Origin of the sequence: Actinosynnema sp. NPDC002837, assembly GCF_040295345.1 — a bacterium.
GTDB lineage: Bacteria > Actinomycetota > Actinomycetes > Mycobacteriales > Pseudonocardiaceae > Actinosynnema.
The window spans coordinates 76,007-101,712 of sequence record NZ_JBEOVG010000002.1; the positions used below are offsets into that span (position 1 = coordinate 76,007).

Here is a 25,706-nt window from a genome sequence, read left to right on the forward strand (position 1 = left end):
TCGGCCCGCCGACGGCGTGTGGCGTTCACCTCGTCACACGCGGAGGGATGCGGCCGTCGCTCCCGGTGACCTCGGCGTGCCGCCATTCGTGATCCGCCGAGGGCGTTATAGGGTCGGGCGAGTCTCTGCCCGAGCGCTTCGTCCCGGGCCCGCTGCGATCTTCAGGGGGGTTTGGGTGTCCGACTCGTTTGTGCACCTCCACGTGCACACCGAGTACTCGATGCTCGACGGCGCGGCCAAGCTGAAGGACATGTTCGCCGAGTGCGAGCGGATGGGCATGCCCGCCGCCGCGATCACCGACCACGGCAACATGTACGGCGCGTACGACTTCTACAAGCAGGCGACCGCGGCCGGCATCAAGCCGGTGGTCGGCATCGAGGCGTACCTGGCGCCGGAGTCCCGCTTCAACAAGAAGCGCGTCCTGTGGGGCGACCCCGGGCAGAAGGCCGACGACGTCTCCGCCAGCGGCGCGTACACGCACCAGACGATCTGGGCTCGCAACAACGAGGGCCTGCACAACCTGATGAAGATGTCCAGCCGCGCCTCCACCGAGGGCCAGCTGGGCAAGTGGCCCCGGATGGACGTCGAGCTGATCGCCGAGCACTCGGCGGGGCTGATGGCGACGACCGGCTGCCCGTCCGGCGAGGTGCAGACCAGGCTCCGCCTCGGCCACGAGAAGGAGGCCTTGGAGGCCGCCGCGAAGTGGCGCGACATCTACGGCGCGGACAACTTCTTCGTCGAGCTCATGGACCACGGCATCGAGATCGAGAGCCGCGTCCGGGGCGGGCTGCTGGACATCGCCAAGAAGCTCAGCATCCCGTTCGTGGTGACCAACGACTCGCACTACACCTACTCCGAGGACCGCGACGCGCACGCGGCGCTGCTGTGCGTGCAGACCGGCAAGACGCTCGCGGACCCGAACCGGTTCAAGTTCGACGGCACGGGCTACCACCTGAAGTCGCCCGACGAGATGCGCGCGATCGACTCCTCCGACGCCTGGCAGGAGGGGTGCCGCAACACCCTGCTGGTGGCCGAGAAGGTCGACACCACCGGCATGTTCGCCTTCCAGAACCTGATGCCGCGCTACCCGACCCCCGAGGGCAAGACCGAGGCGGACTACTTCCGCGACGAGGTCTGGGAGGGCATGCGCCGCCGGTTCCCGGACGGCGTCGACGAGGTCCACCGCAAGCAGGTCGAGTTCGAGATCGACGTGATCCTGCAGATGGGCTTCCCGTCGTACTTCCTGGTGGTCGCCGACTTCATCAACTGGGCCAAGGCCAACGGCATCCGCGTCGGTCCGGGCCGCGGTTCCGCCGCGGGCGCGCTGATCGCGTACGCGATGGGCATCACCGACCTCGACCCGCTGGCACACGGCCTGATCTTCGAGCGGTTCCTCAACCCCGACCGCGTCAGCCCGCCCGACATCGACATCGACTTCGACGAGCGCAGGCGCGGCGACGTGATCCGGTACGTCACCGAGAAGTGGGGCGTCGACAAGGTCGCCCAGGTGATCACGTTCGGCACGATCAAGGCGAAGGCGGCGATCAAGGACTCCGCCCGCGTGCTGTACGGGCAGCCGGGCTACGCGGTGGCCGACCGCATCTCCAAGGCCATGCCGCCCGCCGTGATGGGCAAGGACATCCCGCTGGCCGGCGTCTTCGACCCGTCGCACAAGCGGTACTCCGAGGCCGCCGAGGTGCGCGCGCTGTACGAGACCGACCCGCAGGTCAAGGAGATCATCGACACCGGCCGCGGGCTGGAGGGCCTGATCCGCAACGCGGGCGTGCACGCCTGCGCGGTGATCATGTCCGCGGAGCCGCTGACCGACCACATCCCGGTCTGGATGCGCCCGCAGGACGGGTCGATCATCACCCAGTTCGACTACCCGACGTGCGAGACGCTCGGCCTGCTGAAGATGGACTTCCTCGGCCTGAGCAACCTGACCACGATCGACGACGCGCTGAAGAACATCGCGCTCAACGGCAAGGGCGACGTCGACATCTCGACGGTGCCCCTGGACGACCGCAAGACCTACGAGCTGCTGGGCCGCGGCGACACCCTGGGCGTGTTCCAGCTCGACGGCGGCGCCCTGCGCGACCTGCTGCGGCTGATGCGGCCGGACAACTTCGAGGACGTCTCGGCCGTCATCGCGCTGTACCGGCCCGGCCCGATGGGCGCGAACTCGCACACGAACTACGCGCTGCGCAAGAACAAGCAGCAGGAGATCGTGCCGATCCACGAGGAGCTGCGCGAGCCGCTGGCCGAGATCCTGGACACGACGTACGGCCTGATCGTGTACCAGGAGCAGGTCATGGCGATCGCGCGGAAGGTGGCGGGCTACTCGCTCGCACAAGCGGACCTGCTCCGCCGCGCGATGGGCAAGAAGAAGAAGGAGATCCTCGACAAGGAGTACGAGGGCTTCGAGGCGGGCATGATCGCCAACGGCTACTCGCCCGAGGCGATCAAGACGCTGTGGGACATCCTGGTCCCGTTCGCGGACTACGCGTTCAACAAGGCGCACTCCGCCGCGTACGGCCTGATCGCGTACTGGACGGCGTACCTCAAGGCCAACTACCCCGGCGAGTACATGGCCGCGCTGCTCACCACGAACTCGGACAACAAGGACAAGTCGGCCATCTACCTGGCCGAGTGCCGGCGGATGGGCATCACCGTGCTGCCGCCGGACGTCAACGAGTCCGAGCGCGAGTTCGTCGCGGTCGGCAACGACATCCGGTTCGGCCTGGGCGCGATCCGCAACGTCGGCGCGAACGTGGTCGACGCCATCATCAAGACCCGCAAGGAGAAGGGGAAGTTCGCCGACTTCTCCGACTTCCTGCGCAAGGTCGACGTGCAGGCGTGCAACAAGAAGGTCGTCGAATCGCTGATCAAGGCGGGCGCGTTCGACTCGCTCGGCCACCCGCGCAAGGGCCTGCACATGGTGCACGTCGAGGCGGTCGACGCGATCATGCTGACCAAGAAGGAAGAGGCGCGCGGCCAGTTCGACCTGTTCGGCGACGGTGGCGGCGACGACGGCACGAGCGTGTTCGACGTCAAGATCCCCGACGAGCACTGGGAGTCCAAGCACCAGCTCACGCTGGAGCGGGAGATGCTGGGCCTGTACGTGTCCGGCCACCCGCTCAACGGCGTGGAGCAGGTGCTCAGCTCCTACTCCGACACCACGATCCCGCGCATCCTGGAAGGCGACGTGCCGGACGGCACGCAGGTCACGCTGGGCGGCATCCTCGCGACGGTCACCCGCCGGGTGAACAAGAACGGCGAGCCGTGGGCGTCGGCGATGCTCGAAGACCTCGCCGGCGGCATCGAGGTGCTGTTCTTCCCCAAGAGCTACGTGGTGCACGGCATGTCGGTGGCCGAGGACGCGATCGTGCTGGTCAAGGCGCGGGTGGCCAAGCGGGAGGACCGGATCTCGCTGATCGCCAACGACCTGGTCGTGCCGGACCTGTCGGAGCTGGGCGCGCAGGCGTTGAGGCTGAAGGTGGCGGCGTCGCGCTGCGACCCGAAGCTCGTGACGTCGCTCAAGGAAGTCCTCTCCGCGCACCCCGGCACCACCGAGGTGCACCTGAACCTGGTCATCAACAGCAGCCGCAACACGTTGCTGAAGCTGGACGACGCCCTCCGGGTTACGCCCACACCGTCCCTTATGGGTGATTTGAAGGCTCTGCTCGGCCCTGGGTGCTTGGGCTGATCGGGTGACAAAGTCCGCAATCGGGGACAAGAGGGAGCCTCGGATCGTTTGAGTGAACAGGGTTAACTCAAACGAGGAGGGGATCCCTGTGGGGGAGAAGATCGCCGGTCTCGACGTGCTCGGCGAGGACTACTTCGCCGATCCGCACGCGTACCACGCCCGGCTGCGCGAGCAGGCGGCGGCGTCGCAGATCGTGCTGCCGCGAGGCACGAAGGCGTGGCTGGTCACCCGGTACGAGGAGGCGCGGTCGGCGCTGGCCGACCCGCGGTTCAGCAAGCACTTCGAGCGCTTCCCGGAGGTCATGGAGCGCAACCGGGTCGACGGCGGTGACGCGCCCGCGTTCGACGAGTCCTTGGTGCAGCACATGCTCAACATGGACCCGCCGCACCACACCCGGCTGCGCAAGCTGGTCATGAAGGCGTTCACCGCCCGGCGGGTCGAGCAGCTGAGGCCGCGCATCCAGGAGATCACCGACCAACTGCTGGACGAGGCGGGGGAGAAGGGCGACGTCGACCTGGTCGACGCGCTGGCGTTCCCGCTGCCCATCACGGTGATCTGCGAGATGCTCGACGTGCCGATGGACGAGCGCGACGAGTTCCGCGTCTGGTCCAACGTGCTGGTCGGCGGCAACGGGGAGCCGGAGGAGCTCCAGCAGGCGGGCGCCCAGATGGCGGGTTACCTGGCGAAGCTGGTCGAGCACAAGCGGACCGCGCCCGGTGACGACTTCTTCTCGGCGCTGGTCCAGGCCGACGAGGACGGCGACCGGCTGGAACCGATGGAGCTGATCGCCATGGCGTTCCTGCTCCTGGTCGCCGGGCACGAGACGACGGTCAACCTGATCGCCAACGGCGTGTACCACCTGCTGCGCAACCCGGAGCAGCTGGACAAGCTGCGCGCCGACCGCTCGTTGCTGCCCGGCGCGGTGGAGGAGTTCCTGCGCTTCGAGAGCCCGGTCAACCAGGCCACGTTCCGCTACACCAACGAGGACGTGGAACTGGGTGACGTGGTCATCCCGAAGGACAGCGTGGTGGTGGTGTCGCTGTCCGGCGGCAACCGCGACGCCTCCCGGTTCCCGGACCCGGACCGGCTCGACATCACCCGGCAGGCCGCCGGGCACCTGGCGTTCGGCCACGGCGTCCACTACTGCCTGGGCGCCCCGCTGGCCCGGATGGAGGGCGAGATCGCGATCGGGACGCTGCTGGACCGGTTCGACGTCGCCTTCGCCGCGGACCCGGACGCGCTGAAGTGGCGGCCGGGAGTGCTCATCCGCGGGCTCCAGTCGCTGCCGGTTAGCCTGACCCCTCGTGGAGCGCGATGAGCTGCTGAAGCTGGACCAGGCGCACGTCTGGCACCCGTACGGCCCGATGCCGGGCACCCTGGAGCCGCTGGTGGTCTCCTCGGCCGAGGGTGTCCGGCTCCGGCTGGACGACGGGCGCGAGCTGGTCGACGGCATGTCGTCGTGGTGGGCCGCCATCCACGGCTACCGGCACCCCGTGCTGGACGGGGCGCTGCGCGACCAGCTCGGCCGGATGAGTCACGTGATGTTCGGCGGCCTGACCCACGAGCCCGCGGTGGCGCTGGCGGCACGGCTGGTGGAGATCACGCCCGAGCCGTTGCAGCACGTGTTCCTGTGCGACTCGGGGTCGGTGTCGGTCGAGGTCGCGATCAAGATGGCGCTGCAGCACTGGCGGTCGCGGCGCCGGCCGGAGAAGCGGCGGCTGCTGACCTGGCGCGGCGGGTACCACGGCGACACGTTCCAGCCGATGGCGGTGTGCGACCCGGAGGGCGGGATGCACTCGCTGTGGCGAGGCGTGCTGCCGGAGCAGGTGTTCGCGTCCGCGCCGCCGCGCGACCTCGACACCGCGTACGTGCAGGAGCTGGCGGACCTGATCGAGGCGCACGCCGACGAGCTGGCCGCGGTCATCGTGGAGCCGGTGGTGCAGGGCGCGGGCGGGATGCGCTTCCACGACCCGCGCTACCTGCACGTGCTGCGCGAGCTGACCCTGGCGCACGACGTCCTGCTGATCTTCGACGAGATCGCCACCGGCTTCGGCCGCACCGGCGAGCTGTTCGCCGCCGACCACGCCGGGATCAGCCCGGACATCATGTGCCTGGGCAAGGCGCTCACCGGCGGTTACCTGTCGATGGCCGCGACGCTGTGCACGTCACGCGTGGCGGACGGCATCTCCCAGGGCGAGGTGCCGGTGCTCGCGCACGGGCCGACGTTCATGGGCAACCCGCTGGCCTCGGCAGTCGCGCTGGCGTCGACCGACCTGCTGCTGGCGCAGGACTGGCGGTCGTCGGTGCGGCGGATCGAGGCCGGCCTGCGGTCGGGCCTCGCGGACGCACCCGGTGACGTCCGGGTGCTCGGGGCGATCGGCGTCGTGCAGCTGGACCACCCGGTGGACCTGGCCGCCGCCACCGCCGCGGCCGTCGACCACGGCGTGTGGCTGCGGCCGTTCCGCGACCTGATCTACACCATGCCGCCGTTCATCAGCACGGACGACGACGTGGCGACGATCGCCGCCGCCGTCGTCGCCGCGGCCGAGGCGTCACACGCGCAGCAGCGTTGAGCCCCACACGAGCAGCAACGTCGCGTAGCCGACGCAGATCCAGCCGACCGCCTGGTTGGTCGGCTCCGCCTTGTGCCCGGCCAGCTTGTTGACCAGCAGCCACCAGCCCAGCGCGACGACGCCGAGGGCGACCGGCGTCAGGATCACGCCGTACGCGCCCGCGTAGACGCCCGCCCAGAAGTCCACCGGCAGGCTGATGCCGTTGGCGTAGCCGGTCGGGAACAGCTGCACGGCGATCGCCGACCACACCCACGCCACGACCCGGAGCCGTTTGAGCGTCCCCGGTTTGGCGGTGTCGTGGTTGATCGCCACCACGCCCCACGCGACGAACGCGCCGCCGCCGAACAGCCAGCCCGTCGCGGTCGACACGACCGGCACCCGGCCGACCGCCGCGCCCACCGCCGGGAACACCACGCCCCACAGGAAGAAGTGCCCGCCGACCACCAGTGCGGTGACACCCAGGACGATGAGGGTCTGGACGCCGCCGCCCTGCTGCTGGAACCAGCTCTTCGGCTTCGGCGGCGCCGGCGGGCCCGCGGTGCGGACCGACGAGCTGTCCCGAGCGCGTTGCGCACCCCGCTGGCGCTCCTTGCGCCTGCCGTTCTTCGCCACGTCAGCCGTCGACCGCTGCGGCCAGCTCGGTGTTCGTCGGCTCCACCAGGACGCGACCGTCCGGCAGCGCGATGACCGGGATGTTCTTGCGCCCGCCGGCGAGCTCGATCGCGCGGTCGCGGGCCGCGTCGTCCTGCTCGACGTCGATGTCGGTGAACGGCACTTCGTGCTCCCGCAGCCACGCCTTGGCCCGCCGGCAGTCGCCGCACCAGTTCGCCCCGTAGAGAACGATCTCACTCATAGCGGTGACTGTAGAACGCGGAGGACCACAACGCTCCGTATAGGCCTAGGGTGAGTCGCCGTGAGCGTCCTCGTGATCACCGGCACCGGCACCGAGGTCGGCAAGACCGTGGTCGTCGCCGCCCTGGCGGCCCTGGCCGCGGCCGACGGTCGACGGGTCGCCGTGCTCAAGCCCGCGCAGACCGGTGTCGCCGACGGCGAGCCCGGCGACCTCGCCGAGGTGGCCCGCCTCGCCGGCTCCGTCACCACCCGTGAACTGCGCCGCTACCCGGAACCGCTGGCACCGGCCACGGCCGCGCGCCGCTCCGGGCGGCCCGCGTTGCACCCCAGCGAGGTCGCCTCGGCGGCCGTGGCGCTGGACGAGACGCACGACCTCGTGCTGGTGGAGGGCGCGGGCGGGCTGCTGGTCCGCTTCGACGACGCGGGCTCGACCATCGCCGACGCGGCGTGGGCGCTCAACGCGCCGGTGCTCATCGTCGCGCACCCGGGCCTGGGCACGTTGAACATGACCGCGCTGACCGCCGAGGCCCTGCTGCGCCGAGGCCTGGAGTCGGTCGGCGTGGTGGTGGGCCGCTGGCCCGCCGTGCCCGACCTGGCCGCCCGCACGAACCTGGTCGACCTGCCCGAGGCGGCGGGCGCGCCGCTGCTGGGCGTGCTGCCCGACGGCATGGCGGCGCTGGGCCGGTCCGAGTTCGCGGACCGGGCGAGGGAAGGCCTGTCGCCGTGGTTCGGCGGTACGTTCGACCCGGAGAAGTTCGCCGCGCCGCACACCTGCTGACGGCCCGCCCGTGGTGGAACGAACCAGTGACGCACGTCGCTCGGGCGGGCGGGGTTCCGTGCGGCAGACTGCACGGCGGACCACCGCCGGATGACGAGGAGACGTTGTGACCGCAGCCCCTGAACAGGTCGATGTCCTCGGCGTTGCCCGCGAGCAGGTGCTGGAGCGGGGGGTCGGGCTGACCGAGGAACAGGTGCTCGAAGTCCTCCGACTGCCCGACGAGCGCATCCCGGAGCTGCTGGAGCTGGCGCACGAGGTGCGGATGCGCTGGTGCGGCCCGGAGGTCGAGGTCGAGGGCATCGTGTCGCTCAAGACCGGCGGCTGCCCCGAGGACTGCCACTTCTGCTCGCAGTCCGGTCAGTTCCCCTCGCCGGTGCGCTCGGCGTGGCTGGACATCCCCGGCCTGGTGCGCGCGGCCCGGCAGACCGCGGAGACCGGCGCGTCCGAGTTCTGCATCGTCGCCGCCGTGCGCGGGCCGGACAAGCGGCTGCTCTCGCAGGTGCGCGACGGCATCAAGGCCATCCGCGAGGACGGCAACGACATCCAGATCGCGTGCTCGCTCGGCATGCTCACGCAGGAGCAGGTGGACGAGCTGGTGGACATGGGCGTCCACCGCTACAACCACAACCTGGAGACCGCCCGCTCCCACTTCCCGAACGTGGTCACCACGCACTCGTGGGAGGAGCGCTGGGACACGCTGAAGATGATCCGCACGGCCGGCATGGAGGTCTGCTGCGGCGGCATCATCGGCATGGGGGAGACGCTGGAGCAGCGCGCCGAGTTCGCCGTGCAGCTGGCGGAGCTGGAGCCCGACGAGGTGCCGCTCAACTTCCTGATCCCCAACCCGGGCACCCCGTACGAGAACTACCCGGTGGTCGAGGGCCCCGAGGCGCTGCGGACCGTGGGCGCGTTCCGGCTCGCCCTGCCGCGCACGATCCTGCGCTTCGCCGGCGGCCGTGAGCTGACCTTCGGCGACCTCGGCGCCAAGCAGGGCATGCTCGGCGGCGTCAACGCGATCATCGTCGGCAACTACCTGACCAACCTCGGCCGGCCTGCCCAGCAGGACCTCGACATGCTGACCGAGCTGTCCATGCCGATCAAGGAACTGAGCAAGACCCTGTGACGAGCGGGCTGGGTGCTGTGGCGTACTGCGGATTCTGCGGCAAGGCGAGCGCGGAGGCCGACCACTCCGCGTGCGCGTCGCGGCTGGGTGTGATCGATCCGCCGCGGTTCTGCGCGGAGTGCGCGCGCCGGATGGTCGTGCAGGTGACACCCGCCGGGTGGACGGCCACGTGCAGCCGCCACGGCGAGATCACCTCCGCGCGGTAACCTGCCCTGCATCTGGTCACGGGTGCAGGGAGGTCGTCGGGTGGCGGAGCAACCGGTGGACGAGCGGGCGACGCCCGTTCGGGTGCCACCCGCGCCGGCGTTCGAGTACTACTACGTGGTCCGACGGCCGCGGGTCGTGGTGAAGCGCGACCTGCTGCCCTCGTTCTCCGTGCTGTCCGTGATCTCGCTGTTCGGGCTGCCCGCGGGGTGGCTGTGGGCGAGGCTCGCGCCGCCGCAGAACGTGGTGGCGCAGCAGGACGGCTCGCTGATCCCGGTGACCGGCGAGAGCTACCACCGGCTCGACGGGCTGATGCTGTTCGTGCTGATCGGGCTGGCCGCCGGGCTGGTCACGGGCATCGCGGTGTGGCTGCTGCGGGAGCGCCGCGGCCCGGTGGTGATGCTCGCCGCCACGCTCGGCGCGCTCGTGGCGGCCTACCTCGCCCAGCTGACCGGGATCGGCGCGGCGGGCAGCCGGTACGCCGTCGACGCCGCGCCCGCGGTGGGTGACGTGATCGCCCTGGCCCCGGTGCTGGAGACGTGGTGGGGCTTGCTGGCGTGGCCCTTGGGCACGGCGCTGGCGTACGGCTGCCTGGCCGCGTGGAACGGTCTGGACGACCTCGGCCGCCGGCTCGGCTAGCGCCGGCCGGGCCTAGAGCTGGTAGGCCAGGTCGGGCACGTCGGTGACGAACATGTGCCCCGGCGCGTGGGTGATCGCGAACGGCGGTTTGGACGCCATCACGGCCGCCTGCGGCGTCACGCCGCAGGCCCAGAACACCGGCACGTCGCCCTCGTGCGGCTCGGTGCGGTCGCCGAAGTCCGGCTGGTCCAGGTCGTCGATGCCGAGCGCGCCCGGGTCGCCCACGTGCACCGGCGCGCCGTGGACGGCGGGCATCCGGGCGGTGACCCGCTTCGCGGTGTCGACCAGGTCGGCCGGGATGTAGCGCATCGAGACCACCATCGGCCCGTGCAGCCGGCCCGCGGGGCGGCACTCGCGGTCGGTCACGTACATCGGCACGTTGCGCCGCTGCTCGACGTGCCGCAGCGGGACGTCGGCCTGCTTGAGCGCGGACTCGAACGTGAAGCTGCACCCGATGAGGAACGCGACGAGGTCGTCGCGCCAGTAGCGGGAGGCGTCGGTCGGCTCGTCGACCAGGTCGCCGTGCTCCCAGATCCGGTAGCGGGGCACGTCGCGCATCAGGTCGGCGTTGCCCGCGAGGAACGTCGTGGTGCTGCCCCGGTCGGTGACGTCGAGGACCGGGCACGGCCTGGGGTTGCGCTGGGTGAACAGCAGCACGTCGTAGGCCCAGTCCTCGGGGACCGCGATGAGGTTGGCCTGCGCGTAGCCGTCCGCGAGCCCGGCCGTCGGCCCCTGGTGCCCCCGGCGCACCTGTTCCGGTGTCATCGTCATCGCAGTTCGACTCCTTTCGTCTCGGGGAGGCCGAGCAGGGCGAGGACGGCGATGCCGTAGGCGATCGCGCCGAAGATCATCGCGCCGCCGACGCCCATGCCCTGCGCCAGGAAGCCCACCAGGGCGGGGAAGAACGCGCCGACCGCGCGGCCGAAGTTGTAGGTGAAGCCCTGGCCGGTGCCGCGCAGCTCGGTCGGGTACAGCTCGGCGAGGAACGAGCCGAACCCGCTGAAGATCGCCGACGTGGTGAACCCGAGCGGGAACGTGACCAGCAGGATCAGGCCGTTGGCGCCCGGCGGGATGTTGGTGAACAGCACGATGAGGATGGCGCTGAGCACGGCGAACAGGGCGAACGTGCGCTTGCGGCCCAGCAGGTCGGTCAGGTAGCCGCCGGTGACGTAGCCCGCGAACGCGCCGCTGATGAGCAGCGCCAGGTACCCGCCGGTGCCGACCACGCTGAGGCCGCGTTCGGTCTTGAGGAACGTCGGCACCCAGCCGGCCAGGGTGTAGTAGCCGCCCTGGACGCCGGTGGCGAGGATCGCGGCGAACACCGTGGTGCGGCCGAGGCTGCCCCGGAACACGGCCTTGAAGCTGCCCTTGGCCGGGCTGGTCCGCAACGCCTGCTCGGCCCGCGGCGCGTCCTTGACGTTGCGGCGGACGTAGAAGACCAGGATCGCGGGGATCGCGCCGGTCCAGAACAGCACCCGCCAGGCCAGGTCCTGGGGCAGGAAGCTGAACACGGCGGTGTAGACGATGACGCTCAGGCCCCAGCCGACGGCCCACGAGCTCTGGATGAACGCCACCGTCCGGCCCCGGTACTGCGGCTTGCAGTACTCGGCGACGAGGATGGCGCCCGCGGCCCACTCGCCGCCGAAGCCGAGGCCTTGCAGGGCGCGGAACACCATCAGCATCTCGTAGCTGGTGGCGAAGCCGCACAGCACCGTGAAGACGGCGTAGGTGACGACCGTGATCATCAGGGTGCGGACGCGGCCGATCCGGTCCGCGAGGATGCCCGCGATCGCGCCGCCGAGGGCGGAGACGACCAGGGTGACGGTGTTGAGCAGGCCCGCTTGGCCCGTGGTGAGGCCGAAGTAGGCGGTGATGGCGAACAGGCTCAGGGGCAGGACCTGGAAGTCGTAGGCGTCCAGGCCGAAGCCGCCGAACGCGCCGACGAACGCCCGCTTGCCGTTGCGGCCCAGGGTGTGGAACCAGGCGAACGGGCCGTCCTTGGTCGTGTCTACGTCTGTGGTGCTCATGTGGGTCACCTCGCAGCCGTGAGGGTGTGCCGTGGCCCACACCGTAGGGGATTGTTGAACAATCCCACTAGAGGGCAATAGGACGAATCAACACCCCACGGTGAGTGCACACTCCCGCACGCCCGCGCGAGTCGTCCCCCCGCGTCGTGCGTGTCCCACGTTCAGGACGGCCGTGCCCTACGTCCGGACCTCCGAGTCGAACGCTCAGGCGTCGACGGCGCCCCTCCGGTCGTACCCCGGGTAGAACTGCCGGACGAGCCGGGACGTCTCGGCGTAATCGAGTTGGCCCGACGTCGGCTGGTGCCCGATGAACGTGTAGGTCAACCGCGAACCGAGCGCGGGGAAGAAGATGCGGGACGCGGTGCCGATCTCGCCCATGGCGATCACGATCATTTCCGTGTCGTCCCCGGAATTCACCAACAAAGAAGCCAACTTCTTCACGTCGGCACCGGTGTTCGCCATCGTGGAAATCTTCACGATATCCGCACCGGCGTCCTTCGCGGCACGCACGGTGTTTTCGAGTTCACCGATGTCGGGCGTGCGGTCGAAATCGTGGAACGACACGATCGCCACCGCGTCGTGCGCGTGCGCGGCGGCGATCACGTCAGCCACGACCTCCCGCGACGACAGCTCCACGTCCACCGCGTCCACCAGCGGCGCGACCTCGCGGAACAGCTCGAGCCGGGCCTCCTCGGAACCGCTCCACCCGCCGCCCTCCGCCGCCGAGCGCACGGTCGCCAGCACGGGCAGCCCGTCGAACGCGCGCACCTGGTCGAGCACGTGCCCGACCTCGGTCCGCGAGAACCGGTCGATGCGCAATTCGGCCACGTCGACCCCGAGGGAACGCGCTTCCGCCGCCGCCCGCGCGCTGTCGTCGTCGGCGAAGCTGACCGCGATCAACGGGAGGTCGAGCCCGAGCAGCGCACGCATGGTATTCACCCGCGGTATCCTACACCGCCCGCTTGACGGGTCAGTTGCGATGAGGTAGTTGGCCCAATTCCGACAACGGCGCGGGCACGGCGCTCAACGCGTCCAGAATGCCCGCCTCGCGGTGCAGCACTTTCCGCACCATCCGCAGCCGCCGGGCGGGCGAGGTCTCCTCCAGCAGCCGCTGCCGGTCCTCGAACGTCAGCAGGCAGTCGCCGGCCAACGCGTACGCCAGGTCGGCCAACGCCGTGTCCGGACCGGGCGGCCGACGCCCCACCGCCTGGTACGCCGCCTGCCGGTACCGGCCGTGCGCCGCCCGCGCGCTCTCCGCCAACAGCGGCAGCACGGCCTCGACCTCCGGCGGCGCCGCGGTGTCCGGCAGCCACTGCACCGACGCGACCAGGTACGGCGCGCTGTCCTCGTCCACGTCGAGCAGCCGGAACCGCCGACCGCCCTTCGTGGTCAGGTCGTACCGCCCGTCCGGCAGCCGTCGCGCCTCCTCCAGCACCGCCGTGCAGCCGATGTCGGACAGCGCCTCGACGTTCTCCGCGCCGACCTCCCACCCCTGCTTGATCGACACCACGCCGAACGTCCGCTCCGGCACCGCGCCCGTCACCAGGTCGACGGTCAGCTGGCGGTACCTCGGCTCGAACACGTGCAGCGGCAGCGACGCCCCGGGCAGCAGCACGGTGCCCAGCGGGAACAGCGGGAGGGTCGTCGTCACGAACCCAAGCTACGGGCGGACGGTGGCCGCAGCACGGCGAACGGGTCCGTGATCCGCATTTCCCCCGACACGAACCGGAACAGCGCCGCCGGCCTGCCGCCGGACGGCCCCGGCTGCACGGTCCCGCCGGTCGGCTCCAGCAGCCCCCGCCGCGCCAGCACGCGTTGCAGGTTGGTCGCCGACACCTTGTAGCCCAGGGCCGCCGAGTACAGCGACCGCAGCGCGGAGATGGTGAACTCCGGCGGGGCCAGCGCGAACCCCAGGTTCGTGTACGACAGCTTCGACGCGAGCCGGTTGCGGGCGCGGCGGCAGATCGCCTCGTGGTCGAACGCGGTCGCGGGCAGCGCGTCCACCGGGTGCCACGTCGTGTCCGACGGCACCACGGGGTCGATGTGCGACGGGACCAGGCCGAGGAACGCGGTCGCCACCACCCGGGGCCCCGGCACCCGCGACGGGTTGCTGAACACGGCCAGCTGCTCGACGTGTGACAACTGTCGCACATCGACTTTTTCCGCCAGCTGACGGCGGATCGAAGCCTCGACGTCCTCGTCGTCGCCGAGCCCGCCACCGGGCAGTGACCAGCGGTGAGCGTGCGGTTCCCGAGCGCGCTCCCACAGCATGACCTGGAGTGATCCGGCTCTCACCTGGAGCACCGCGGCCAGCACCTCATGTCCCGCCAGTCCCACTCGGCTGATACTATCGGCCACGTTTTCGACCGTTAGGCGAAAACCTGGCTCAAGGGAGGAACCCATGGTCGCTACCGCCTACGTGGAGCGAACCTCGGACGGCGCCTACGACGGCATCGCGCCGGACGCCGCCTGGCGTGACGAGGTGCTGGAGCTGGCCCGCGAGCGGGACGCGGTCATCCTCGCGCACAACTACCAGCTGCCCGAGATCCAGGACATCGCCCACCACACCGGTGACTCGCTGGCGCTCAGCCGCATCGCGGCCGCGAGCGACGCGTCCACCATCGTGTTCTGCGGTGTGCACTTCATGGCCGAGACCGCCAAGATCCTCGCGCCGCACAAGACCGTGCTGATCCCGGACGAGCGGGCGGGCTGCTCGCTGGCCGACTCGATCACCGGCGAGCAGCTGCGCGCGTGGAAGGCCGAGCACCCCGGCGCGATCGTCGTCTCCTACGTCAACACCACGGCCGAGGTGAAGGCGGAGACCGACATCTGCTGCACCTCGTCGAACGCGGTGGACGTGGTGAGGTCGATCCCGGCCGACCGGGAGGTGCTGTTCCTGCCGGACCAGTTCCTCGGCGCGCACGTCAAGCGCGAGACCGGCCGGGAGAACCTGCACATCTGGGCAGGCGAGTGCCACGTGCACGCGGGCATCAACGGCCCGGAGCTGGCCGAGCGCGCGGCGGCGAACCCGGACGCCGACCTGTTCATCCACCCCGAGTGCGGGTGCGCCACGTCGGCGCTCTACCTCGCGGGCGAGGGCACCGTGCCGGCCGAGAAGGTGAAGATCCTCTCGACCGGCGACATGATCACCGCCGCCCGTGAGACCAGCGCGAAGTCGGTGCTGGTGGCCACCGAGATCGGCATGCTGCACCAGCTGCGCCGGGCCGCGCCGGAGATCGACTTCCGCGCGGTGAACGACCGGGCGTCGTGCCGGTACATGAAGATGATCACCCCGGCCGCCCTGCTGCGGGGCCTGCGGGAGAACAAGGACGAGGTGCACGTGGACCTGGAGACCGCGAAGCGGGCCCAGGGCGCGGTGCAGCGCATGATCGAGATCGGGCAGCCCGGCGGCGGCGAATGAACACCCCGTTGTGGGAGGCCCGCGCCGACCTCCTGGTGGTCGGCACGGGCGTGGCCGGTCTGACGGCGGCGCTGCGCGCGCGTGAGCTGGGACTCCGAGTCCTCGTGGTGACGAAGGCCGCCGGCGAGGACGGCAACACCCGGTGGGCGCAGGGCGGCGTGGCCGTCGTGCTGCCCGGCGAGCACGACGAGGGCGACACGGTGGACGCGCACGTCCGCGACACGCTGGTCGCTGGCGCCGGGCTGTGCGACGAGGCCGCGGTCGAGGCGATCATCGCCGGCGGACCGGCCGCGGTGGCGCGGTTGCGGGAGCGGGGCGCGGTGTTCGACGCCGCGCCGACCGGTGGCCTGGCCCGCACGCGGGAGGGCGGGCACAGCGCGTTCCGGGTGGTGCACGCGGGCGGTGACGCGACCGGCGCGGAGGTGGAGCGCGCGTTGTTGGCGGCGGCGTCCGACGGACGGGTGCCGGTGCTGGAGAACCACGTCGCGGTGGACGCGGTGCGCACGCCGCTCGGCCAGGTGTGCGGCCTGCTGGTGCTGGACGGCAACGGCGTGCCCGGCGTGCTCGGGGCGCCCGCCGTGCTGCTGGCCAGCGGCGGCCTCGGCCAGCTCTACCAGGCCACGTCCAACCCGGAGGTGGCCACCGGCGACGGCCTCGCGCTGGCGCTGCGCGCGGGCGCGGTGGCGGCGGACGTCGAGTTCGTCCAGTTCCACCCGACCGTGCTCTACACCGGGCGCGGCGCGCGTGGCCGCTGCCCGCTGGTCACCGAGGCGGTGCGCGGCGAGGGCGCGGTGCTGGTCGACGCGACCGGCGCACGGGTCATGCGGGGCGTGCACCCGTTGGCGGACCTCGCGCCGCGCGACGTGGTGGCCGCGGCGATCACCCGGCACCTGGCGGGCGCCCCCGGCGGCGTCGACGACCACGTGTTCCTCGACGCCACGGGCATCTCCGACTTCGCGCGCCGGTTCCCGACCGTGCACGCGGCCTGCCTCGCGGCGGGGGTCGACCCGGCGGCCGAGCCGATCCCGGTGACGCCCGCGGCGCACTTCGCGTGCGGCGGCGTGGTGTCCGACGTGTCCGGGCGGACGGGCGTGACCGGCCTGTACGCGGCGGGCGAGGTGGCCCGCACCGGGCTGCACGGCGCGAACCGGCTGGCGTCCAACAGCCTGCTCGAAGGCCTGGTCGTCGGCACGCGGGCGGCCGAGGCGGTCGCGGCGGACCTGGCGCTCGGCGTGCTGGCCCGCCCGTCGGCGTCGGTCGTGGCGGAGCTGCCGACGGCGCCGGTCGCCGAGCGGGACTCGTTGCAGCGGGTCATGTCCCGGTACGCGGCGATCGGCCGTGACGCCGAGGGCCTCGCCGTGGTCGGGTCGGTGCTGGACCTGTCCACTGCGGACCGCGTGCTCGACAGCCGGCAACGGGTCGAGGACGCGGCGCTGACCGTGGCGGCGCGGGCGTTGATCGCGGCGGCGGCGGAACGCGAGGAGTCGCGCGGCTGCCACGTGCGCACCGACTTCACCGAGCGGGACGACGTGCGGTGGCAGCGCGGTCAGGTGGTCCGGCTCAACCCGTCCGGTCAGCCGGTGCTGGCCGATCCGGTGGTGGCGAGGGGAGTGGCATGAGTGCCGAAGACCGGCTTGTCGGGGCGAGCACCGGGCTCGACCTGGACGACGCGCGGCGCGTGATCGCGACGGCGTTGGCGGAAGACCTGCGGTACGGCCCGGACGCGACGACCGAGGCGACCGTGCCCGCGGACGCGGTGGCCGTGGCGGAGCTGACGCCGCGCGCGGCCGGTGTGCTCGCGGGCATCCCGGTGGCGCTGGAGGTGTTCCGCCAGGTCACGGACGTGGAAGTGCTCGAAGAGCGGCGGGACGGCGACAAGGCCGTGCCCGGCGAGCCCGCGCTGGTGCTGCGCGGGCCGGTGCGCGGCCTGCTCACCGCCGAGCGCACCGCGCTGAACCTGCTGTGCCACCTGTCCGGCGTCGCCACGCTCACCGCCGCGTGGGTGGACGAGGTCGCGGGCACCAAGGCGCGCGTGCGCGACTCCCGCAAGACCCTGCCGGGCCTGCGGCTGCTGGAGAAGTACGCGGTGCGGTGCGGCGGCGGCGTCAACCACCGGCTCGGCCTCGGCGACGCGGTGCTGATCAAGGACAACCACGTGCGCGCCGCGGGCTCGGTGCGGGCGGCGTTGGCCGCGGTGCGCGCCCACGCGCCGCACCTGGCGTGCGAGGTCGAGGTCGACTCGCTCGACCAGCTGGACGAGGCCGTCGCCGAGGGCGCGGAGCTCGTGCTGCTGGACAACTTCACCGCCGCCGAGTGCGCGGAGGCGGTGCGCCGGGCGGGCGGTGTCGCGTTGGAGGCGTCCGGCGGGCTCACGCTGGACGTGGCCAGGGCCTACGCCGAGACCGGCGTGGACTACCTGGCCGTCGGCGGCCTGACGCACTCCGCCCCGGCCCTGGACCTGGGGCTGGACCTGCGGTGAGCCGCTGAGCGGACGGGAACGCGCCCGCGCCCGGGGCACAGGCGCGGGCGCGTCCTGTTCAGGAGTCGCGCCGCTTGGTCTTGTCGTCGCGCTCCACGTCCACCCGTTCCTTGCGCACCTCGCCGCGGACGTGCTGCTCCTCGGTCACGGCCTGCTTCTCCAGCCGGACCTTCTCCACCGCCTTGGCCTTCTTCTCCACCACCGGCTCCTGCCGGCGGAGGGTGACCTCGGCCTCCTCGTCGACGAACGCGCGGTCGGTCGACGTGCCCTCGGCGGGCTCGCTCACCACGCGGACCTCTTCGTGCGTCACCGGCACCGTCACGTCCTTCTGCTCCGTCACGGTGTGCTTGACCAGGCGCACGCGGCCTGCCTCGACGTCGCGGGTGCCGACGTCGAGCTCTTCCTCGTAGCGGGTGACCGAGTCGCCCGTGCGGGCCTCGTGGCGGCCGCGCTTGCCGGCGGTGGTGTCCTCCGCGGCCGGCCGGCCCATGGCGGACCTGCCCGCGGCCGTGGTCTTCTCCTCGCGCGCCACGCCGCGTCCCTCCGGACGCGTCTCGCCGGGCATCCCGCCACCGCGCATCTCGCCGCGGCTCAGCCCGGACGTGTGGCCGGCGGCGGGCATGGGCCTGGTCTCCGAGCGCCCGCCCGGCAGCCGGTCGTGGTCGCCGGTGCGGTGCGACGGGATCATGCCGTAGTACTCGTACAGCTCGTCCTGCTGCTTGTCGGACATGTGCTGGTCCGACACGTCGATCCGGGGCGCGTCCTTGACCTGTTGCTTGTCCACGGGCACGGTGACGACACCGTTGCCCAGGGTCGCGTCCTGGATCGGCACGAACGACTCCTTGAGGCCGAACAAGCCGGTGTGCACCGAGGCCCACATCGGCCGTCCGTCCCGATCATCGAGCCACACCTGTTTGACCGAGCCGATGCGCTCACCGTGCTCATCGATCACTTCGCAGTCGTACAGGCGGTCCACTTCGGCCTGGTTGATCATGGCCAGCGTCCCCTTCGCGTGTCGTGATACGTCCCGCGGAAGGCTTCCCGGTGCCAAGGGCCACCTATTCGGCTGCCACCCGTTCGTGTGAGGCAACGTCCCCCGAAAGAAATTCAGAGACGACGATTCGCCAGGACGGGCAAGGTATTCCTCGCCCGCGTGACACTCTCCGTGTCCACTTCGGACATGATCATCCCGGGTTCGCCCGCCAGCTGCTCGGCCACCTCGCCCAACGGCGAGGCGACCGTGCTGTAGCCCACACCGGTGGGTGCGCCGCCGTGGTCGGCCTTCGGGTCGGCCTGGCCGCACGCCAGCACCCACGACGTGCAGTCCAGCGCCCGCGCGCGCACCAGCAGCTCCCACTGCTCGCGCTTGCCCGGCCCCGAGCCCCACGACGCGCACACCAGCACGGCCGTCGCGCCGCGGTCCGCCAACGCCCGGAACAGCTCCGGGAACCGCACGTCGTAGCAGGTGGCCAGGCCGAACGTGACGCCGTCGACCTCGACGACCACCGGCGCGTCGCCGGGCGCGACCGTGCGCGACTCGGTGAACCCGAACGCGTCGAACAGGTGGATCTTGTCGTAGCCGACGTGGTGGCCGCCGCCCGTGACCAGCAGGGTGTTCGCCACCCGGCCGTCCGGCGCCGGCGTGAACATGCCCGCCACGACGACCACGCCGTGCTCGTCGGCGATGGCGCGCACGGCGCCCGCCCACGGGCCGTCCAACGGCTCGGCCACCGGCCCGAGGGGCACGCCGAACCGGCACATCGTGGCCTCGGGGAACACCACCACGCGGGCGCCGCCGGCCGCGGCGCGCGCGGTTTCCGCCCGCACCAGGTCGAGGTTGGCCGCCGGGTCGCTGGACGAGGTGATCTGGCAGAGGGCGACACGCATGCGGCCCACTCTAGGTAGTGTCGGGTCTCGTGCGCTCCCTCCTCCCCCCGCTGCTCGTCGTAGCTCTTCTCGCCGCCGCGGGGTGCACGGGCGCGGCGACACCGAGCGCCGAGGGCACGTCGGACAACAGCGCGCTCGTGCTGGCCGACCCGATGGAGCCGACCACGCTGAACCCGCTGCTCGGCTACGGCCGCGAGGGCGTGTCGAAGCTGTACGACGGGCTGGTGGAGCACCGCGCGGACGGCTCGGTGCGGCCCCAGCTCGCGGCGGACGCGCCCGAGCCCGCCGCGGACGGGCTGAGCTGGACGGTGACGCTGCGCGAGGACGTGAAGTTCACCGACGGCACGTCGTTCGGGCCCGAGGACGTGGTGGCGACCTACCGGGCGCTGCTCGACCCCGCGTCCGGCTCGACCGAGCGGGCCGCGTTCGCGGAGCTGACCGGCGTGGAGCAGCTGGACGCGCACGCGGTCCGGTTCACGCTGGCCAGGCCGTGGGCGGCGTTCCCGCACGCGCTCGTGCTCGGCATCCTGCCCAGCGAGGCGCTCGGCGGGCCGCTGCGCGACGTGCGCGCGGTCGGCACGGGCCCGTACAAGCTGGTGGACTGGCGCAAGGGCGACCGGATGGTGCTGGAGGCCAACGCCTCCTACTTCGGCGGCGAGCCGAAGATCCGCAAGCTGACCGTGGTGTTCGTGCCGGACGACAACACGCGCGCCCAGCGGATGCAGGCGGGCGAGTTCGACGGCACCGCGCTGCCGCCCCGGCTGGCCGCGTCGTTCAGCGCCGCCAACGGCATGAGGGTGATCACCCACCGCAGCGCCGACCTGCGTGCCGTCACGCTGCCGGGTGGCGCCGTGACGGGTGACAGCGCGATCAGGATGGCGTTGAACCACGCGGTCAACCGCAAGGGCGTGGTGGACAACCTGCTCGGCGGCCAGGGCGCGGTGGTGAGCACGCCGGTGCCGGACGCGCTGCCGGAGTTCGTGGAGACCGGCGCCCGGTTCGCCTACGACAAGGCGCTGGCCGAGCTGCTGCTGGACCAGGCGGGCTGGGCGCGCGGCGCGGACGGCGTGCGCGTGCGCGACGGCGTGGTCGCCCGGTTCACCCTGATGTACCCGATCGGCGACGTGGTGCGCGCCGACCTGGCCACCGCGTTCGCCGCGGACGCCAAGGCGGTCGGCATCGACGTGCAGCTGGCCGGGCTGAGCTGGGAGGCCCTCGCGCCGAGGCTGGGCGCGGACGCGCTGCTGCACGGCGGCGGCACCCCGTTCGACCCGGACCTGATGACCTACCAGCAGCTGCGCTCGCCCAACCCGTGGGGCTACTCGAACCCGCAGGTGGACGCCGCGCTGGACGCCGGGCGCACGTCGCTCGACCCGGCGCAGCGGGCGGCGGCGTACAAGCAGTTCCAGCGCGCGTACGTGGCCGCGCCGGGCATGGTGGTGCTGGCGTCGGTGCGGCACACGTACGTGGTGCGGGAGAACTGGAACGGCTACCAGGAGGTCGTGGACCCGCACGCGCACGGCGCGCTGTCGTGGGGCCCGTGGTGGAACCTGGAGAAGTGGACGCCCCGCTAGCCCCCGTCCTGTTGCATGCTGTTGGCGACAGTGCACGGGAAACCCGCGGACCCTGGGGGCACCATGACGATCTTCCTCGACTCGGCCGGTTCGTCGCTGCCACCGCGTGAGGTGCTCGACGAGGTGATCGGGCACCTGCGGCGCGAGGCGGAGATCGGCGGGTACGTCGCGGCGCAGGAGCGCGCGGCCGACCTGGAGGCCGGGTACGGGGTGTTCGCCGAGCTGCTGGGCGCGTCGCCGGACGAGATCGCGTTCACCGACAGCGCGACCCGGTCGTGGCTGACCGCGTTCGACGCCGTGCCGCTGGCCGCGGGCGACCGGGTGCTGTTCAGCGAGGCCGAGTACGCGGGCACCGCGATCCCGATCCTGCGCCGGGCGCGCGAGGTCGGCGCCTCCGCCGAGGCGGTGCCGTCGGACGCGTTCGGGCAGATCGACGTGGACGCGTTGAAGGAGGTGCTGGACGAGCGGGTGAAGCTGGTCTCGCTGGTGCACGTGCCGACCAACAGCGGGCTGGTGAACCCGGCGCGCGAGGTCGCCGACGCGGCGCACGAGGTGGGCGCGCTGGTGCTGCTGGACGCGTGCCAGTCGATCGGGCAGCTGCCCGTGCGCGCCGACGAACTGGGCGTGGACCTCATCTCGGGCACCGGCCGCAAGTGGCTGCGCGGGCCCCGCGGCACCGGTGTGCTGGTGGTGCGCCGCGAGGCCGCCGCGCGCATGAACCCCCGGCTGGTCGACCTGCACAGCGCGGAGTGGGTCGCGCCGGACGACATCCGGCTGCGGGACGACGCGCGGGTCTACGAGATCTGGGAGACGAGCGTCGCCGACCGGCTCGGGCTCATCGCGGCGGCACGGCACGCGCTGGCCAAGGGCCTGGACGTGATCGAGCGCGAGGTGGGCGAGCGCGCGCGACGGCTGCGTGACGGGCTGAGCGCGCTGCCGGGCGTGACGGTGCGCGACCCGGGCGTGCGCAAGGCGGGCATCGTCACGTTCACCGTGGACGGCGTGCCGGCCACCGACGTGCGCGACCGGCTGGCCCGCGAGGGCATCACGGTCACCGTCAGCTGGGCGTCGTCCACGCTGCTGGACATGACCAGGCGCGGGCTCGCCGAGGTGGTGAGGGCCTCGCCCCACTACTTCGTCGAGCCCGCGCAGGTCGACCGGGCCGTGGAGGCCGTCAGCCGGGTGCGCCCGTGACGGCGGTCGCCACGCCGGGTCGGCTCAGCCGACGCCCTCGGCCAGCTCGACCACCTGCCGCTCGGTGAACCCGGCGGGCACCTGGAGCTGGAACGCCCGGCCGTCGGGCAGCGGGGCCTGCAGCATCCACCGGTCGTCGGCCAGGTGGACGAGGTCGCCCGGCCGGCCGTCGACGGACACCGGGACGACCGGCACGGGGCCGCCTTCGACGACCTCGCCGTAGTTCGGCACGAGACCGGCCGTGGTGCTCACGTGGATGACGCGGTCCGGGGCGCGCGGGTCCCGCACGGACGTGACCGCCCCGTCGCCGTCCGGGCCGGGGCCCTTGAAGGCGTACAGCTCCCAACCGGCGGGCGCGACGCTGATGGACAGGCTCAACCGCTTGTCGGTGTCGACGAGGGTGTCGGCGAGGGCGCGCACGGCCCGCTCGTCGGCGAAGTCACCCGTGCCGGTGAGCTTGATCCACTGGTCGGGGGACCGCTCCCAGGTGAGGGACACCGAGTGGAACTCCGGCACGTCCTGCTCGACCCGCTCGACCACGGCCGGCTTGCCGGCGTAGGTCGTGTCCCGGCCGCCGTCGCCGCCCTCCGGCCTGGTCCGGTGGGTCTTGACGTAGATGGAGCTCCCCGGCGCTCCGGGTCGCTGGTCGGCGCCGCGGTACACGGCCGCGAGCCAGCCGGGTTCCGCGGTGAAGCCCGGTCCGGTCACCCCGACCGGGATCGGGTTCAGCTCCGGCGGCAGCGTCGGCATGTCGAACCCGACCAGCACCGGCGGCTCGACGCCGGCAGGCGGTGGTGGTGGCGTGCCGCCGCCGGGGGCGACGATCCCGACAACGACGACGACGGCCGCCGAGGCGGCGGCGACGACCACCGCACGGCGACGGAGGCCGACCGGCCGGTCGGCCGCGGGGCGGGCGCCGGCCCGGATCTCGGCCAGCAGGTCGGCGCGGGCCCTGGCCAGCACGTCCTCGGCCAGCGGGGTCGGCTCCGGGCCGTGGTCCCGGAGCGCGGTGAACTCGTTCATGCGGTCTCCTCGGCGGACAGCCGGCGATCGTCGAGCCGGGCGCGGACCTTGCCCCTGGCGCGGTGCAGGCGGGAACGGACGGTGCCGAGCGGAACGCCCAGCGCCGCGGCGATCTCGGCGTAGGACAGCTGCGGGTAGGTCCACAGCAGCAGCACGTCCAGGTCCTCGCGCGGCAGCGCGGCCAGCGCGTCGGCCAGCACGCCCCGCAACGCCAGGGCGTCGACCCGCGCGGCCACCTCGCCGAGCTCCGCGGTCGTCTCCGCGTGCCCGGCCGCCCGGCCGAACGCCCGGTACCGCCGTTCCTCGTCCCGGGCGTGCCGGCGCACCAGGTTGGTGGCGATGCCGAACAGCCAGGCCCGCACCGGGGCGCGCCCGGGGGTGTAGCCGGTGCGGCCGCGGAACGCGAGCAGGAACGTCTCGCTCATCAGGTCGTCCGCCATCGCGCCCACCCGGCGGGACAGGTAGCCGTGCACGACCGGCGCGTACCGGTCGAAGATCACCGCGAACCGCTCGGGGGTCGTCAGCGACTCGACGATCAGGTGTTCGTCGGTGACACCGGGAGGCGACTCCGTCGGCGGCACGGGCCCGGCGGGGGGATTGCGCGTGGTCATGCTTCCTGTTGCCCGAAGTCGCGATCCGGTTCTCCTCCCGGCAGCCCGCGGCCCGGGATCGCGGAGCCCGGCCGCAGTGCCGGGGTGATCCAACCAGGCGCGGGCTCGCCGAAGTGGTCGGGGCCTCGCCCCGCCGCTTCGTCGAGCCCGCGCCGGTCGATCAGGCCGTGGAGGCCGTCAGCAGGTGCGCCCGGTGATGCGCGGGACGCAGTCGGAGTAGTCCAGGAACAGCTGCACCGCGGTGTCGTTGCGCGAGGTCTGCGCCGCGATCAGCGTGTCGCGCGGGTAGAAGCCGCTGGTGCCGCTCGCGGACCTGGGGTACATCTCGAACGTGTAGCTCCAGATGCCGTGGGCGGCCCACATCCAGTCGTCGACGCTGCCGTCGGTGATGTAGAGGTCGCTGGCCTGCTGCGGCGTGTAGCCGTTCAGCGCGGCCATCCGCCTGCCCATGGTCTGGAACACGTTGGCCTGGGTGGCGTCCAGGCCCGCGGCGGTGTCGTTGTAGGTGTAGCCGTACGGCCACAGGATCAGCTCCGAGAACGTGTGCCAGTCGATGTGCGACTTGATCTGCTGCACACCGCCGACCACGCGCGTGCCGACGAAGTCGCGGACCCGGGCGGTCTCCGGCGCGGAGAACGCCGACGGACCGCGGTAGGTGTCGCTCGACCCGCTGCCGCTGGAGCCGCCGCAGCAGCCCCACTGGTGGCCCCAGTTGCGGTTCGGGTCGGTGCCGGTCGCGGTGGAGTTCGGCTGCCGGTTCTTGCGCCACGCCCGGAACGAGCCGGTCGCGATGTCGTACTCGGCGCCGTCCGGGTTGACGCTGGGGATGACCCAGATCTCGCGGCTGTCGACCGCGCCCTTGACGGCCGCGTTGGACGCGTAGTTGTCCGTGTACCGCTTGATGATGTGCAGGCACATCTCCACGGTCAGGTGCTCCCGCGCGTGCTGGTTGCAGGTGAACAGCACCTCGGGCTCGGACTCGTCGACCGACGGGTTGTCGCTGATCTTGATCATCCACAGGTCGCGGTTCTGGTACGACTTGCCGATGCTGCGCAGCGTGACGAGGTTCGGGTGGTCGCGGACGGTCTGGTTCAGCTCGGCGACCATCTCCGCGTAGTTGTGGTAGCCGGTGTAGCCGGACGGGAAGTCCTGCGCGCCGAGCTGGGGGTCCGCGAAGTCCGCCTTGCCCAGGCCCGCGAGCTGGGCGTCGGCGTCACCGGTGTCGCGCATCGGCAGCCCGGTGGCCCGCAGCAACCACTGCTGGCGGGGTTCGGCGATCACGGTGAGCGTGTCGCCGTTCTGGCCGAGCACGTCGACGCCGGTCCGGGCGACCTTCGTGCGCGCCTCGGGGGTGGTGGCGGTGACCTCGAACACGGTCCGCTCGGTCGGTTGCGCGGTCGCCGTCTGAGCGGACCCGGGGTGCGCGGGGAGCACCAGGGCCACGCTCGCGAGCAATGCGGCGGCCACAAGGCCGCGCCGCTTGGTGAACATCAAGCCTCCATCATCAGCAGGGTTTGCGACGGAGATGCGTGCGATACGCAGCGTGGCCCCCTGCTCACGGATCGAGGTAGCCGCCGTTTGTCGGGTTCACCACTCGTGGCCAGGCTGACAGTTG

Annotated in this window: 24 protein-coding genes; 12 read left to right on the forward strand and 12 right to left on the reverse strand. The window is 72.0% G+C overall.

Annotation, left to right across the window (positions count from 1 at the left end; genetic code table 11):
- Window positions 1-175: 175 nt before the first annotated feature.
- From dnaE to ABTZ99_RS01810, 3 genes are all read left to right on the forward strand, one after another.
- Window positions 176-3,706: a DNA polymerase III subunit alpha gene (dnaE, locus tag ABTZ99_RS01800; protein WP_498781721.1), complete on the forward strand. Its 3,531-nt coding sequence runs from the start codon at window positions 176-178 to the stop codon at window positions 3,704-3,706.
- A gap of 88 nt (window positions 3,707-3,794) precedes the next feature.
- The gene (locus tag ABTZ99_RS01805; RefSeq protein WP_498781719.1) at window positions 3,795-5,024 is read left to right on the forward strand and encodes a cytochrome P450 family protein; all 1,230 of its coding nucleotides are present in this window, start codon (window positions 3,795-3,797) and stop codon (window positions 5,022-5,024) included.
- Window positions 5,011-6,279 carry an adenosylmethionine--8-amino-7-oxononanoate transaminase gene (locus ABTZ99_RS01810; RefSeq protein ID WP_499607371.1) on the forward strand — a complete coding sequence of 423 codons (1,269 nt, stop codon included), beginning with the start codon at window positions 5,011-5,013 and terminating at the stop codon, window positions 6,277-6,279. Before ABTZ99_RS01805 ends, ABTZ99_RS01810 begins: the two co-directional genes overlap by 14 nt.
- On the opposite strand, the gene ABTZ99_RS01815 is transcribed toward ABTZ99_RS01810, so the two are convergent.
- Window positions 6,259-6,891 (reverse strand): hypothetical protein, encoded by a 633-nt coding sequence (locus tag ABTZ99_RS01815; protein ID WP_499607374.1) that lies wholly within the window; start codon window positions 6,889-6,891, stop codon window positions 6,259-6,261. The two genes, ABTZ99_RS01810 and ABTZ99_RS01815, sit on opposite strands and share 21 nt — an antisense overlap.
- Window position 6,892: 1 nt before the next feature.
- Window positions 6,893-7,132: a glutaredoxin family protein gene (locus tag ABTZ99_RS01820; protein WP_498781715.1), complete on the reverse strand. Its 240-nt coding sequence runs from the start codon at window positions 7,130-7,132 to the stop codon at window positions 6,893-6,895.
- A 60-nt stretch (window positions 7,133-7,192) separates the two neighbouring features.
- Between ABTZ99_RS01820 and bioD the strand changes: the two genes are divergently transcribed.
- From bioD to ABTZ99_RS01840, 4 genes are all read left to right on the forward strand, one after another.
- Entirely contained in the window at window positions 7,193-7,909 is a 717-nt protein-coding gene (bioD, locus tag ABTZ99_RS01825; RefSeq protein WP_498781714.1) for a dethiobiotin synthase, read from the forward strand.
- A 106-nt stretch (window positions 7,910-8,015) separates the two neighbouring features.
- Complete coding sequence (gene bioB / locus ABTZ99_RS01830) at window positions 8,016-9,032, forward strand: biotin synthase BioB (protein WP_499607378.1); 1,017 nt, start codon at window positions 8,016-8,018, stop codon at window positions 9,030-9,032.
- Window positions 9,033-9,049: 17 nt separating this feature from the next.
- The gene (gene bsaP, locus ABTZ99_RS01835; RefSeq protein ID WP_499607381.1) at window positions 9,050-9,238 is read left to right on the forward strand and encodes a biotin synthase auxiliary protein BsaP; all 189 of its coding nucleotides are present in this window, start codon (window positions 9,050-9,052) and stop codon (window positions 9,236-9,238) included.
- 40 nt (window positions 9,239-9,278) lie between these two features.
- On the forward strand, window positions 9,279-9,875 hold the full coding sequence (locus tag ABTZ99_RS01840) for a DUF2567 domain-containing protein (RefSeq protein WP_498781708.1): 597 nt from the start codon (window positions 9,279-9,281) through the stop codon (window positions 9,873-9,875).
- A gap of 12 nt (window positions 9,876-9,887) precedes the next feature.
- On the opposite strand, the gene ABTZ99_RS01845 is transcribed toward ABTZ99_RS01840, so the two are convergent.
- The 5 genes from ABTZ99_RS01845 to ABTZ99_RS01865 form a co-directional block, all read right to left on the reverse strand.
- Window positions 9,888-10,640, reverse strand: coding sequence for a putative hydro-lyase (locus tag ABTZ99_RS01845; RefSeq protein WP_498781782.1), 753 nt, complete (start codon window positions 10,638-10,640; stop codon window positions 9,888-9,890).
- 2 nt (window positions 10,641-10,642) lie between these two features.
- Window positions 10,643-11,902: an MFS transporter gene (locus ABTZ99_RS01850; protein WP_498781706.1), complete on the reverse strand. Its 1,260-nt coding sequence runs from the start codon at window positions 11,900-11,902 to the stop codon at window positions 10,643-10,645.
- 204 nt (window positions 11,903-12,106) lie between these two features.
- On the reverse strand, window positions 12,107-12,832 hold the full coding sequence (gene aroD / locus ABTZ99_RS01855; RefSeq protein WP_499607635.1) for a type I 3-dehydroquinate dehydratase: 726 nt from the start codon (window positions 12,830-12,832) through the stop codon (window positions 12,107-12,109).
- A gap of 40 nt (window positions 12,833-12,872) precedes the next feature.
- Window positions 12,873-13,553, reverse strand: a complete 681-nt coding sequence (locus ABTZ99_RS01860) for an LON peptidase substrate-binding domain-containing protein (protein ID WP_498781704.1) — start codon at window positions 13,551-13,553, stop codon at window positions 12,873-12,875.
- The gene (locus ABTZ99_RS01865; protein ID WP_498781702.1) at window positions 13,550-14,239 is read right to left on the reverse strand and encodes an NUDIX hydrolase; all 690 of its coding nucleotides are present in this window, start codon (window positions 14,237-14,239) and stop codon (window positions 13,550-13,552) included. The genes ABTZ99_RS01860 and ABTZ99_RS01865 overlap by 4 nt, the downstream gene beginning before the upstream one ends.
- A gap of 64 nt (window positions 14,240-14,303) precedes the next feature.
- Here ABTZ99_RS01865 and nadA point away from each other — a divergent pair, with 64 nt between their 5' ends.
- From nadA to nadC, 3 genes are read left to right on the forward strand one after another with little or no spacing between them, the layout of a single operon-like run.
- Entirely contained in the window at window positions 14,304-15,323 is a 1,020-nt protein-coding gene (gene nadA / locus ABTZ99_RS01870; protein ID WP_498781700.1) for a quinolinate synthase NadA, read from the forward strand.
- On the forward strand, window positions 15,320-16,942 hold the full coding sequence (locus ABTZ99_RS01875; protein WP_498781699.1) for an L-aspartate oxidase: 1,623 nt from the start codon (window positions 15,320-15,322) through the stop codon (window positions 16,940-16,942). Before nadA ends, ABTZ99_RS01875 begins: the two co-directional genes overlap by 4 nt.
- Window positions 16,939-17,802, forward strand: coding sequence for a carboxylating nicotinate-nucleotide diphosphorylase (nadC, locus tag ABTZ99_RS01880; protein WP_498781698.1), 864 nt, complete (start codon window positions 16,939-16,941; stop codon window positions 17,800-17,802). The genes ABTZ99_RS01875 and nadC overlap by 4 nt, the downstream gene beginning before the upstream one ends.
- 58 nt (window positions 17,803-17,860) lie before the next feature.
- On the opposite strand, the gene ABTZ99_RS01885 is transcribed toward nadC, so the two are convergent.
- Window positions 17,861-18,796, reverse strand: a complete 936-nt coding sequence (locus tag ABTZ99_RS01885; RefSeq protein ID WP_498781697.1) for a DUF2382 domain-containing protein — start codon at window positions 18,794-18,796, stop codon at window positions 17,861-17,863.
- A 113-nt stretch (window positions 18,797-18,909) separates the two neighbouring features.
- Window positions 18,910-19,689, reverse strand: coding sequence for a carbon-nitrogen hydrolase family protein (locus ABTZ99_RS01890; RefSeq protein WP_498781695.1), 780 nt, complete (start codon window positions 19,687-19,689; stop codon window positions 18,910-18,912).
- A gap of 29 nt (window positions 19,690-19,718) precedes the next feature.
- Between ABTZ99_RS01890 and ABTZ99_RS01895 the strand changes: the two genes are divergently transcribed.
- Together ABTZ99_RS01895 and ABTZ99_RS01900 are read left to right on the forward strand one after the other, a co-directional pair.
- Window positions 19,719-21,263: an ABC transporter substrate-binding protein gene (locus ABTZ99_RS01895; RefSeq protein WP_498781693.1), complete on the forward strand. Its 1,545-nt coding sequence runs from the start codon at window positions 19,719-19,721 to the stop codon at window positions 21,261-21,263.
- 63 nt (window positions 21,264-21,326) lie between these two features.
- Window positions 21,327-22,457: an aminotransferase class V-fold PLP-dependent enzyme gene (locus tag ABTZ99_RS01900; protein WP_498781691.1), complete on the forward strand. Its 1,131-nt coding sequence runs from the start codon at window positions 21,327-21,329 to the stop codon at window positions 22,455-22,457.
- Window positions 22,458-22,481: 24 nt separating this feature from the next.
- Here ABTZ99_RS01900 and ABTZ99_RS01905 read toward each other — a convergent pair whose 3' ends face one another.
- From ABTZ99_RS01905 to ABTZ99_RS01915, 3 genes are all read right to left on the reverse strand, one after another.
- Window positions 22,482-23,480 (reverse strand): hypothetical protein, encoded by a 999-nt coding sequence (locus ABTZ99_RS01905; protein WP_499607388.1) that lies wholly within the window; start codon window positions 23,478-23,480, stop codon window positions 22,482-22,484.
- Complete coding sequence (locus ABTZ99_RS01910; protein ID WP_499607392.1) at window positions 23,477-24,091, reverse strand: RNA polymerase sigma factor; 615 nt, start codon at window positions 24,089-24,091, stop codon at window positions 23,477-23,479. Before ABTZ99_RS01910 ends, ABTZ99_RS01905 begins: the two co-directional genes overlap by 4 nt.
- 177 nt (window positions 24,092-24,268) lie before the next feature.
- Window positions 24,269-25,582: a M14 family metallopeptidase gene (locus ABTZ99_RS01915; protein ID WP_499607394.1), complete on the reverse strand. Its 1,314-nt coding sequence runs from the start codon at window positions 25,580-25,582 to the stop codon at window positions 24,269-24,271.
- Between the last annotated feature and the right edge of the window lie 124 nt (window positions 25,583-25,706).

Excerpts from the sequence above, each read along its gene's own strand:
- ABTZ99_RS01820 (WP_498781715.1), bottom strand. The coding sequence starts at position 7,132 with ATGAGTGAGATCGTTCTCTACGGGGCGAACTGGTGCGGCGACTGCCGG.
- ABTZ99_RS01845 (WP_498781782.1), bottom strand. The coding sequence starts at position 10,640 with ATGACACCGGAACAGGTGCGCCGGGGGCACCAGGGGCCGACGGCCGGG.
- ABTZ99_RS01850 (WP_498781706.1), bottom strand. The coding sequence starts at position 11,902 with ATGAGCACCACAGACGTAGACACGACCAAGGACGGCCCGTTCGCCTGG.
- aroD (WP_499607635.1), bottom strand. The coding sequence starts at position 12,832 with ATGCGTGCGCTGCTCGGGCTCGACCTCCCGTTGATCGCGGTCAGCTTC.
- nadA (WP_498781700.1), top strand. The coding sequence starts at position 14,304 with ATGGTCGCTACCGCCTACGTGGAGCGAACCTCGGACGGCGCCTACGAC.
- ABTZ99_RS01875 (WP_498781699.1), top strand. The coding sequence starts at position 15,320 with ATGAACACCCCGTTGTGGGAGGCCCGCGCCGACCTCCTGGTGGTCGGC.
- nadC (WP_498781698.1), top strand. The coding sequence starts at position 16,939 with ATGAGTGCCGAAGACCGGCTTGTCGGGGCGAGCACCGGGCTCGACCTG.
- ABTZ99_RS01885 (WP_498781697.1), bottom strand. The coding sequence starts at position 18,796 with ATGATCAACCAGGCCGAAGTGGACCGCCTGTACGACTGCGAAGTGATC.
- ABTZ99_RS01890 (WP_498781695.1), bottom strand. The coding sequence starts at position 19,689 with ATGCGTGTCGCCCTCTGCCAGATCACCTCGTCCAGCGACCCGGCGGCC.
- ABTZ99_RS01900 (WP_498781691.1), top strand. The coding sequence starts at position 21,327 with ATGACGATCTTCCTCGACTCGGCCGGTTCGTCGCTGCCACCGCGTGAG.
- ABTZ99_RS01905 (WP_499607388.1), bottom strand. The coding sequence starts at position 23,480 with ATGAACGAGTTCACCGCGCTCCGGGACCACGGCCCGGAGCCGACCCCG.
- ABTZ99_RS01910 (WP_499607392.1), bottom strand. The coding sequence starts at position 24,091 with ATGACCACGCGCAATCCCCCCGCCGGGCCCGTGCCGCCGACGGAGTCG.
- ABTZ99_RS01915 (WP_499607394.1), bottom strand. The coding sequence starts at position 25,582 with ATGTTCACCAAGCGGCGCGGCCTTGTGGCCGCCGCATTGCTCGCGAGC.